The organism is Ectothiorhodospira variabilis (assembly GCF_022227625.1).
GTDB classification, from domain to species: domain Bacteria; phylum Pseudomonadota; class Gammaproteobacteria; order Ectothiorhodospirales; family Ectothiorhodospiraceae; genus Ectothiorhodospira; species Ectothiorhodospira haloalkaliphila.
In genome coordinates this window covers 25,961-35,976 of record NZ_JAJNAO010000021.1, presented here as the reverse complement: position 1 = coordinate 35,976, position 10,016 = coordinate 25,961, and the positions used below count along the sequence as shown (strand labels likewise).

Annotated in this window: 12 protein-coding genes and 1 pseudogene; 4 read left to right on the top strand and 9 right to left on the bottom strand. The window is 59.4% G+C overall.

The window, feature by feature from the left end; translation table 11 throughout:
• The 3 genes from LPW30_RS14565 to LPW30_RS14555 form a co-directional block, all read right to left on the bottom strand.
• Nucleotides 1-266: rhodanese-like domain-containing protein (locus LPW30_RS14565; protein WP_239681206.1), on the bottom strand; the 266-nt coding region annotated here is incomplete at its 3' end.
• Nucleotides 267-1,070: 804 nt separating this feature from the next.
• Nucleotides 1,071-1,844, bottom strand: coding sequence for a hypothetical protein (locus LPW30_RS14560; RefSeq protein ID WP_026623486.1), 774 nt, complete (start codon nucleotides 1,842-1,844; stop codon nucleotides 1,071-1,073).
• Between the two features lie 11 nt (nucleotides 1,845-1,855).
• Entirely contained in the window at nucleotides 1,856-2,773 is a 918-nt protein-coding gene (locus LPW30_RS14555) for a YiaD family glycine zipper/OmpA-like lipoprotein (protein WP_239681205.1), read from the bottom strand.
• A gap of 260 nt (nucleotides 2,774-3,033) precedes the next feature.
• Here LPW30_RS14555 and LPW30_RS14550 point away from each other — a divergent pair, with 260 nt between their 5' ends.
• The 3 genes from LPW30_RS14550 to LPW30_RS14540 all read left to right on the top strand — a co-directional run bounded on the left by LPW30_RS14550 (nucleotide 3,034) and on the right by LPW30_RS14540 (nucleotide 5,080).
• A complete protein-coding gene (locus LPW30_RS14550) occupies nucleotides 3,034-3,369 on the top strand; it encodes a hypothetical protein (RefSeq protein WP_239681204.1) in 336 nt (111 codons plus the stop codon).
• Nucleotides 3,370-4,029: 660 nt separating this feature from the next.
• Nucleotides 4,030-4,725, top strand: a complete 696-nt coding sequence (locus tag LPW30_RS14545) for a hypothetical protein (protein ID WP_026623485.1) — start codon at nucleotides 4,030-4,032, stop codon at nucleotides 4,723-4,725.
• 139 nt (nucleotides 4,726-4,864) lie between these two features.
• Nucleotides 4,865-5,080: a hypothetical protein gene (locus LPW30_RS14540; RefSeq protein ID WP_025280999.1), complete on the top strand. Its 216-nt coding sequence runs from the start codon at nucleotides 4,865-4,867 to the stop codon at nucleotides 5,078-5,080.
• Between the two features lie 227 nt (nucleotides 5,081-5,307).
• On the opposite strand, the gene LPW30_RS14535 is transcribed toward LPW30_RS14540, so the two are convergent.
• From LPW30_RS14535 to LPW30_RS14510, 6 genes and pseudogenes are all read right to left on the bottom strand, one after another.
• Nucleotides 5,308-5,547: a hypothetical protein gene (locus tag LPW30_RS14535; protein ID WP_128571859.1), complete on the bottom strand. Its 240-nt coding sequence runs from the start codon at nucleotides 5,545-5,547 to the stop codon at nucleotides 5,308-5,310.
• A gap of 22 nt (nucleotides 5,548-5,569) precedes the next feature.
• Entirely contained in the window at nucleotides 5,570-6,214 is a 645-nt protein-coding gene (locus LPW30_RS14530; protein ID WP_051582554.1) for a DUF1826 domain-containing protein, read from the bottom strand.
• 86 nt (nucleotides 6,215-6,300) lie between these two features.
• Nucleotides 6,301-6,585: pseudogene (locus LPW30_RS14525) on the bottom strand (GTP-binding protein); the annotation flags it as partial.
• A 46-nt stretch (nucleotides 6,586-6,631) separates the two neighbouring features.
• Nucleotides 6,632-7,036 carry an RNA polymerase-binding protein DksA gene (gene dksA / locus LPW30_RS14520; protein ID WP_239681207.1) on the bottom strand — a complete coding sequence of 135 codons (405 nt, stop codon included), beginning with the start codon at nucleotides 7,034-7,036 and terminating at the stop codon, nucleotides 6,632-6,634.
• A 278-nt stretch (nucleotides 7,037-7,314) separates the two neighbouring features.
• Nucleotides 7,315-8,556, bottom strand: a complete 1,242-nt coding sequence (locus LPW30_RS14515; protein WP_239681203.1) for an SAM-dependent methyltransferase — start codon at nucleotides 8,554-8,556, stop codon at nucleotides 7,315-7,317.
• Nucleotides 8,557-8,659: 103 nt separating this feature from the next.
• On the bottom strand, nucleotides 8,660-9,784 hold the full coding sequence (locus tag LPW30_RS14510; RefSeq protein ID WP_239681202.1) for an acyl-CoA desaturase: 1,125 nt from the start codon (nucleotides 9,782-9,784) through the stop codon (nucleotides 8,660-8,662).
• An 89-nt stretch (nucleotides 9,785-9,873) separates the two neighbouring features.
• Between LPW30_RS14510 and LPW30_RS16070 the strand changes: the two genes are divergently transcribed.
• On the top strand, nucleotides 9,874-10,008 hold the full coding sequence (locus LPW30_RS16070; protein WP_274521695.1) for a hypothetical protein: 135 nt from the start codon (nucleotides 9,874-9,876) through the stop codon (nucleotides 10,006-10,008).
• Nucleotides 10,009-10,016: the final 8 nt, after the last annotated feature.

Below are 10,016 nucleotides of genomic sequence, written 5' to 3'. Positions count from 1 at the left end.
CCTTCAGGATGACCCGCCTTGTACTCAGGTATACTCCTCACATCAAGGATGACTGGCCGCTGCAAGGGGTTACTCCAACGACCTTGCGGTAAAACCGCCTTGATATAGGCCTCGGAGGGACTTATCTGTGAATGGTAGTAGCCACAGAGTCCCGACCTGCTTTCGTCGAACGGGCACGGCGGTTCCTCAGCCTTTGATGTGCTGGCTGAAGCAACAAACAACAGGACAACTAGAGACAGAAGTGATCTCTTGGTCGGCGTATACATGACTCCTCTCCTCAACTTATTAGTATTTTACCAGCCCAGGATTGGGAACCACGCCAATAGTCTCTGGCGTGGAATAAATCCTTAGTTCAATACTCGGTTGTAGTCAAGGACCTGAAAGATATCCGCCGACTCTAATATGAGAGCCGATTAATATTTACATATTCTCACTTATCAACGTTTCCTCAGGAGTCTCTTCCAGCACTCGCCGGGAATGCCCTTTTTCCTGAATCCGTGATGAAATCATTGCCGAATGACCCTGACAAAGCCCTGCCTCGAGCAGTCGCCACGCCGGATTCCCTGCCCGCTTTGCCTGGCGCGGTGATGACGAACTGATCGGCGGCGCCAACCGCCCGCGCAGTGACGGAGGTGGCGGCAACGGAGGAGCTGGCGCTTGGAAGCAGCCCGTCGTTGGGGGGATGGGCACAGGAAAGACAATGATCAAGGGTGCTGCACCCACTCCCCGGAGCGCACGAAAAAGTGCGACTTTGCCGGTAGGTTGACCAAATCCTCCGACGACAGCGGGTAGTGAGGCCATGGTCGCTGGAAAGAAGTCTGTTCTGGATCCGAAAACCCCTGCTGGAGGGCATGCTCGTCAATGCTCATCGCAATTCAGAGAGCGTGGGACGGGTGAAGTGGCCTCATCGGATAGAGTGGCACGTAACAGCGCGACATTGCAGCAGTCCAGAATCGGTTCGCCGACGTCCACACCCCGCAACCCTCCTCCCGACCCCGTGCCGCAACCTTGAGGCAGAGCGGCCACGGTGATCGGGGCAAGTTACTCACGCCGCACGCCGGTTCGCCCGCTCAACTCGAGAGGAAGTCCTCAACATCAGCGTCGATGGCTCCTCTGCCCTCCCGCTCGATGATCTCGTCCGCGGAGCGGACCGAGATGTCGCCGCTGTCGTAGGCCCGGAGGTAAGAGTCAATGTCGCTGGCGACGGTGGCCACCGTGTCAAGGGTATCCTGGACCTCCTGGGACGCAGCATTAGCCTCAGCGATCACGATGGTGGTGCCGATGTCGGCCAATCCACCCCTCAGCTTGGCGCGCTTCTCATACATGTCGCGTATAGCCCTGCTGATGCCCTCGTCCGCGGACTTCATGTCTTGGATACGGCGCTCGGCCAGCTTGGACTCGCTCAAAATGATGGCCGTCTGGCGCATGAAATCCTCGCGGCTATACCGGGCACCGGCGAAGTCGACCGGATACTCGCGCGCGCCCGCCTCGGCCTCCTGATACACAGTCTTGGCGCGGTTAAGCAGCTCCTGATATTGACCGTGGTCGCTGCGTAGGCGGGTCTTTTCCTGACGCAGTCGAAGGGCTTTTGCCTCAAGGTCGCGGATGATGCTCCCGATACGATCCAGGTTTTGCTGCATCTCGCCCCGTGCGTGCTCCAGATAGCCCACCGGGTCGGCGCGCCGAGCCTCCTCAGTCCAGCCAACCGTGTCGCGGTATACATTCTCGACCTTGGTCCATAAGCCGGGGGCGAATTCCCGGACAACAAACAGCCCGACCACGATCAGCGCGATCAGGCCAAGTACGCTGCCAATGGCACTACCGTTATGCTTTCTCATGCTCATGACATTACCCCTCATAGATGCTTAACCAATTCGGATGCCGACCGAATCGGCGATAGTGGTTCGGTTTCCTCCGAGCCCCGGACTTCTTGCTGCTGGCGCTGAGCCAAGGCTCTATCTTCATCTGTGAAGGCGTACGCGGCCTCAGGGCGCTGATGCGGCGGCCCCGATTGTGGCTGATGGGTGGCCACACGCGGCTCGGTCGAACGCGGTTCTGTGTCATGTGTGTAGACCAACCGAACCTCTGGCGGCGGCACGCTCGCTGGATAAAACACCAAATCGACCCGGCGGTTTTGGCTGCGACCACGGGCAGTGTTGTTGTTAGCCACCGGCGCGAGTTCGCCCGCCCCTCGGGTGTATAGATTGCGGTATGGTACTCCGCGCTTGACAAGATATAGGGCAACGTTCTCGGCTCGCCGCGCGCTCAGATCGCGGTTGAATTCGAGTGGACCAACATTGTCCGTGTGACCGGTAATGATAATGTTGAGGTCAGGGTTATCGTGCCAAGCCCGGGCGAGGCGGTTTAGCGAGTCGTAGGCGGTTGGACTCACACTTGCGCTACCCGTGCCGAATAACACGTTGCCCCGCATCGACAACACCATTGCCTCGTTGCCTCCCGTGCGCTCCAGCGAAACGCTCCCATCGCTCATCTGCTGACCCAGTTCGTTGCGCAGGGCAGCTTCCTGCTCGTCCAAGTGCCGGCCAATCAGGTAGCCCGCTCCGCCACCTATGATAGCTCCCACAGCGGCGCCCCTCTTCCCGTCAAGCTGACTGCCGACTATCGCGCCGCCAAGGGCTCCAATGACGGTGCCTTGGCCCTGCCTATCCATAGTTGCCATGCAGCCGCTGAGCAGCACCGCCAGGCCGGTGATCATTGCTACCCGCTTCAGCCATGCTCGACTCCGCGCGCCGGATTGGATTGCCTTAGTCATGCCTCTTCCCCCCAAATTGACCGTGCATCTGGCTCGAGCCGATGCCAGAACTTCTTCTAAACTGGTCGTACCTCCTGCCTCGGTTCCGATCCCGGACCCAGGACTACGCCGCGACCTCCTAGAGTTGCCGCTGCCCACGTTTCACTAGGATCCAGACGTCGAGTATTGACGGCGTTTCTGGGCTTGTCAAAATACTTTTATGGCGGTCTTGGTAATGGGGTATCGAAGAATTCTACAAATCCCTCAAGGCTTGGCTCGGAATGGAGCGATTTCGAACCCGCGACCGGTGGAACGTGTACCAGGAAATCTACGCCCGCTTCCTGACGCTCATCCTGGCCGCCATAAGTGTTGCTCGGTCTCAGCCGGTGGCCCGGCAGATGACGGCCCACCGCTTTCGAGATTACCGCATCAACTTCCGGGCGACGATCCTAAGGTTCCGTGAGCAGTTCCATGTGCTCCGGCGATCCCAGGACCCCTTGGCTTCAATCCTTGAGCTCCTGGCCTGGATCGTCCGGGATCAGGAAATGATTCGGCCTGGTCGCTCCAATCCGAGAAAGTCGAAATACGTCAACCCATTACCTGGGATGGCGGCCTAAATTGACGACATTGGAATAAAGCCTTATTACCTGATACCGATCCTGATTATGAGCTTAAGATAAAATCCGGCGATCTTTTACCTGAATCCGTGGCCAACCTCGTCTGCCCGACCGGAAATCCGCCCTGGCAGGGGCGCGATCTGCGAAGGATGCTGTGATCGGTGGCCAACCAGCGTTCAGGGTACCTGATGGCGTTCATCCATGAAATTTGAGCCTTTCCAAGCAGCAGTTGGGGGTGATTCCCGGGGCCAGAGCCACGGGAATCCACACCGCCTGTGTCCAGGCCCTGCGCGAGGGCTCAGGATGTGAGCCGGCGTTTCCCGCTATCCGGAAGCGCAAGCCTGAAGCTGTGTGAACACTCGCTTGAAGGCAGCAAAGCCGGGGCAGTTATGTCGAGAAGATCATACTGGATGAGCGCCGAAGATTACTGGTTGGTTCGCCAGACCAGGCACCGACCCTGCGATTCGTCCCGCACGGCGTATAGACCTACTACCGGGATGGCGAGATCGATAAATCAATATGAGTTCGAGCGTGGCCTTAAAACCGGTGTGCTGGTAGAACGACCGCCGTCTCAGGGGGTGAGAAATCCATTTGGCGGCTGGGGGCCCAGTATTGACTGAAGATGGTCACGCCACAAACACAAGGGCTGGATAGAGAATCATGAAAGACAGTACCACCATGACCCGAGACGCCGCCGATGGGTCACCAGATTCAGTCGGCCCCAGCGTCGAGAGAGTTTCGGAAAACATCACCCGGCGCGGCAAGGAGTACCGATGGCTCCATGATGTCAGTCTATGGCGGGATACCGTCATCCCCATGATGCTTCTCAAAATCATCCTGCTGGCGGCCCTGATGCCGGCCCTGCTGCTCCTGGTGATCGAGACCCTGGAAGGGTCATTCATGCCGGGTTTACGGGCCTTTGGCCAGGTCTATGCGATCGTTGCCGGCATCATGCTCTGTCTGATGATCATCGCTTATCCGATCTACGTTCTGATGAGCGGCGGACGCTATTCCATCCTGTTTGAGATGGATGACAAGGGTATCGATCACATCGAGATGCCATCCAGGGGAGTCAAGCGCACGGATCTGATGGCGCGGGTAGGTTTCCTGGCAGGGCTGGCCTCCGGCAACCCTTCAGCCGCCGGCGCGAGCCTGCTCGCCTTGTCCCGCAAGAGCATGCACACCCCGTTCAAACGTATCCGTAAGGTCGTGGTCTACGAGCGCAAGCGCGTGATCAAGCTGATTGCAAGCAAAATGACACGAAACCTGATCTATGCCCAGGCTGCCGATTTCAGCCTGATCCGGGACCTTGTACTTGAACGCTGCCCGAAGGGAGTGACTGTCATTCGCCGGTGACGTATGGCCGAGCGAGGCCCGTTGGAGAATGACAGGTATCGAAAACACAAGCTTTGCCGGGTGCGCCACCTGCTTCACGGACTATCAAGGTGCTGCATGTGCTTTCCACGGTAGTGCTCCCTGAGGTGCCATCGGTTGGTTGTATCGCACCCTGGAGCCAGGATGGGTCGCGCCGTATGCATCGCTGGAGCGGATTGAGTCCCATCCCGATCGAGTCAGCATTGCCCGGATCTGGGCCGCTCACGTGAATCACCGTGCCGACATCGGCACGCTCCAGGCCCTGGCGGATCTGAAGCCGCTGTCGAACCTGTACAGGAACCGGTTTCGGCAGCGGCTGGACTATAGACGGGGCTAGGGCGGGTGACTATTGAAAATCTCAATGCCTAAAGGGTCTGAAATGAACACCGAAAACCACTCACGGCGCGCAGATCACGCCCACTGGGGTCCTGTGGTAGAGCGCCTTCAGTGACAGAGGCTGGGCCTTGATGGGATAGGCGGCAGGGCCGGGGGCAGAGCGATGGGGATCAAGCCCAGGCAGAGCAGGATGGCCACCAGGGCAAAACTGGCCAGGTGGCCCGGCCCCTAGATCAGCACCAAAAACTGTCCCACGCCCAGCATCACCAGGCAGATCATCATGTAGAAGGCAAAGATCACGATTTCCGGATCAATGTCGTACAACTCCCACAACTTGCGGCTGACATAGGGCATGCGCGTGCTGCCATCCGGGCGACGCTCGAACTGGTGGATGCCCCCCGGCACCGCCTGGGCGATCCGGCGCAGACGCTCCCGGTTGTCGATCTTGAACATTCCGCTGGCTTGCACGGATCGCATCCAAAAGGCTTGGTCACGATGCACCATCGATTCGCAGTCGCAGACGCTCGGGCTGCCCAGGAGATGGCTCGGGGGACCGATGCACCTGGGCTCGGTCTGATGGCCCTGGGTAAGTGCGCCCCTTCATGAGAAGGACATCCATGGGCGCGGCCTGATGAGGTTGATTGCCACAGCAGACCTTCTCGTTCTCGCCCTGTCCCAACCAGTCTCTATCCGCTTGACTGTCGTCCAGGTATTCTGTGCCTGTCCCCAGATAGGTGCATACCAGCCGTAAATCCATATTATCTATATGAAAATAGGGGCACTCCTGACGGCTGATGGTGTCCAGGCTGATATCCAGGAGCGTATGTCCCGACACGCGCTGAAAATGACTCGCCAGCAGTTGGATGTCGGCCGCAAGCCATTGCATCGCTCTGGAAGCACCCAATTGGCCCTTCAGCAGGTCATGCAATGCGTCCAGCACCACGACGCTCTTGAGCCTGGGTGATTCTGGAGCGGCGAGGCGAATCAATTCTTGCTCGTGTTCAACCGGCCGCCGCTGCCATCGCACCATGCTGCAATCAAGCCGGTGAATCAGCGAGAAGTCTTGCGGCTGTTCCGTGGTCAGAATGCCGGCAACGGGCGCCAACGGCATATCTGCGGTGTCTGCCACGCTCATGGGGCTTCCCCGGTATGGGCCTTGGTCTCGGGAGTATGGATCCCCATCATTTCCTGGACCCACCCCGGCGCCTGGCTGGCCTTTTGGAAATCAAAGCGCCCTTCTTCGGCGAGTCGGCGGACCTCCAGCAACAGATCTTCGCGCAAGGTGCAGCAGATGCACCCATTGGTCATCTCCACCATCTGCTCTTCAGTCCGGGAGAGATTCGTGTCGCCTGATCTGACGAGAGCCGCATCAATGTTGACCTCACTCATGTCGTTGACGATCACGACCACCCGCATGCCGCATCGGTTGCGCAATACGTGATTGAGCAATGTGGTTTTTCCTGCACCGAGGAATCCGGACAGAACGGTCACGGGAAGCGGCTTCATGGACTGCACTCCATGGGATATTGAATGGAGGAGGTGGAGGAAGAACTCAAGGGCTTCGGTAACTCCTTTCCCGGGTTTCCGCCTGTTGCTTGGCCTCAATGCTGAGGGTGGCGGTAGGTCTGGCCAGAAGGCGCCTCAGGCCGATGGGCTCTCCGGTCATATCGCAGTAGCCATAGGTTCCATCCTGGATGCGTTTCATGGCCTGATCGATCTTGCGCAACAAGGTGGCCTCGCGCTCTCGCAAACGGATTTCCAGACTCTGCTCCTCCTCCCTTGCGGCACGGTCCAGTTCGTCCGCTGCTCGCGGGGTCTCGCGCAAGTGATCTGTGGTGATGCGAATATCATCGATGATTTCAGCGCGCATCTTCTGTAACTCGGCGCGGAAATAGGCGAGTTGCGCCTCGTTCATGTACTCGCTGTCTGGCATCTGGAGCAGTTCGCGGGTCGTCAGCATGCGGGCGCCTCTATCCGAGTGCTAGAGTCAGGTAATACGGGGTGGTTATAACATAACCTATACTGGATGATCCAACCACGAAACGCTGAGCGCTCATGGGCGTTTTCCGTCAACTGGATGTTGATCGCAGCATCCAAGGCTGATGCTTTTGGATGAGCCTTCCGCCGCGCTCGACCTGCGCAGCCGCCGTCGGCTGTTCCTGGCGTACGACCTTTGAGGACAGAGCAACGAGCACGCCTTTGCCGGCCGTCTTCGTGTCGCCCATGTGCCTCAATTCAGGCAATCGCCTTGCCTGTATCTGCGTCCTCTTCGGCGTGCCTGATGTTGTGGGCGGGCTCCGACTGGTACAGATAATCCCGGGTTTCGGGAATCACCCCATGGATTCTGGCCAACTGGACCTGGAACACCACCTGGCCCCAGTAGCGGAAACTGCCCTCGCAGGTGGCCAGATAGAACTCCCACATGCGGCAGAAGCGCTCATCGAAATGTTCGGCGGCCTCGTCGCGAATGGCCTGGAAACGCCGATACCACTCGGCCAGGGTCTCGGCATAGTGCAGGCGCCATACGTCCACGTCGGTGGCCATCAGCGGGGTTTTTTCCACCGCGGCTGCCACTTCTGACAGCGCAGGCGTGTAGCCACCGGGGAAGATGTTCTTGGCCAGCCAGGCATTGGTCTTGCCCGGTGGGTCCACGCGACCGATGGTGTGCAGCAGCGCCACGCCCTCGGGCTTGAGCAGATCGTGAACCTGCTGGAAGTAGCGCCGGTAATAGGGCTGCCCCACATGCTCGAACATGCCCACGCTGACGATACGATCGTACTGCCCACGGTGTTCCCGATAGTCCTGGAGATGGAAATGCACCCGGTCCGACAGCCCGCGGCGATCGGCCTCGGCACTGGCGGCGCGCAACTGCTCGCGGGAGAGGGTGACACCGTCCACCTGGACATCCGCATGTTCTGCCAGATGGAACGCCATGCTGCCCCAGCCACTGCCGATGTCCAGAACGCGCATGCCGGGCTGCAGCAGCAGCTTGCGCCGAATCATGTCTGCCTTGGCCTGCTGGGCTTCCTCCAGGGTCATGTCCGGACGGCGGAAATAGGCACAGGAGTAATACATGTCCCGGTCCAGAAAGCGCCGGAACAACCACTCTTCCAGATCGTAGTGATGGGAAATATTCCCGTAGCTGCGGGTGATGCGGTTACCCTGCTCCCATAGCCTGCGCAGGACGACCAGAGGCAGGCTGCGACGTTTTCGGAACGCGGGGGCAAAATTGCGCATGACCTGGTGCACCAAGGGCCGCAGACCTTCGGGCCCTGGATCCCAGCCGCCTTCCATGTAGGTTTCACCGAAGTTCAGCGCCGGGTCCCAGGCCAAGCGTTGCAATACCTTGCGGTCATGTACATGCAGGTTGACCTGGGGTTCCCCGTCACCGAACCGTTTGCTGGAGCCATCGGGCAGGTGCAAAGCAAGGCAGCCTTCGCGTACCTGCCGCCGGAGTTGTCGATCGAGCCACATCATCTCCGCCCCCCAAGTTGACCCACGGTTGGCTTCTAGCTGAGTCTAGTGCTAATTGGCATAAGATCAACCGGGGAATTCGCTTCCGGGGGGGCATTGAGCCTGTTCATTGGGAGAGAGCTGCATGCAGTACCCGCAGACGCTGGCGCTGCATCCGCAGGCGATACTCCAGTTCCTTGTAGGCCGTTCGCATTTCGATGCGTGTCCAGCGGTCGCGTAGCGCCTCTCGCCCGACCTGTACCCGGCGTGCCTGCCACTGCTGCCACTGGGTTACGGTCTCTTTGAACTGATGATATTCCCTGTCCAGGGCCTCACTCCAGCCAGGGGCCACACCCGTGACCTCAAGTCGCGCCCGAAGCCTTGCAAACTGGGTGGAAATGCGGGCCCGCTGGATCCTGAAGCGGGGGACGCGCCGACGGTCGTGCGCCAACCCCACCCAGGCGCACAGGTTGATGAACCACTTGGAGGGATCGTACTGCCACCAGTGAATTCCATTGCGGTAGTCCGACTGAAAGGCATGGTGATAGTTGTGGTAGCCCTCACCCCAGGTCACCAGAGCCACCAGGGCATTGTCCACGGCCGTATTGTCATCGCTATAGGGGCGTTTGCCCCAGGTATGGGCCAGAGAGTTGATGAAAAAGGTGAAATGGTGGCTGACCACCAGCCGCAAAACCCCCGCCAGCAGCAGCATGCCGACCACATCCCCGAGCATCAAGCCCAGGGTCAGGGGGAACAGCAGATTGGTGGACCAGGCCAGCAGCCAGTAGTACCGGTGCTGAAAGCGCACAATCGGGTCTCGGGTGAGGTCCTTCACGGTGCTGAAATCGGGCTGGCTCGCGGGCCACTCCCGCAACATCCAGCCTATGTGTGCGTGCCAGAATCCAGACCGAATGGAGTGGGGGTCGCGATCCACATCATCCACGTACCGGTGATGATTGCGATGCCGGGCCGCCCAATTGTAGATGCTGTTCTGCAATGCCATGGCGCCGAACACAGCCAGCAACATTCGCAGGGGCCAGCGGGCCTTGAAGGTTCGGTGGGCCCAGAGGCGATGATACCCGACGGTGATACTCATACCCCCCAGGGCCAGCAGCACCCCGAAGGCCAGCCAGGCCCATCCGCTGTACCCTTGGGTGAATCCCCACCAGGGCACCACGGTCAACGCCAACAGATTGGTGAACGCAAAAAACAGTGAAGTGGACCAGGCCACGGGGGGATTGATTCTGGGCACGGGAAATACCTGCATGGACAAGAAGAGAGCGGGGCACCAGGATGAATACGCCTTACACCCGCCTACTAGGACAGCCGAACTCCAGCAAAATGCCGCGTGCCGCCGTATTTTTTGGCCTGCATGTACTTGGTCACCAGTACCGAGTGGTGTGGAGCCAGGCCATGGGCGTGGAATGGGGGTTGCGCCACTGGCTGGCCCGCCCCCTGTACCGGGCGGCAGGATGACCGTTGCC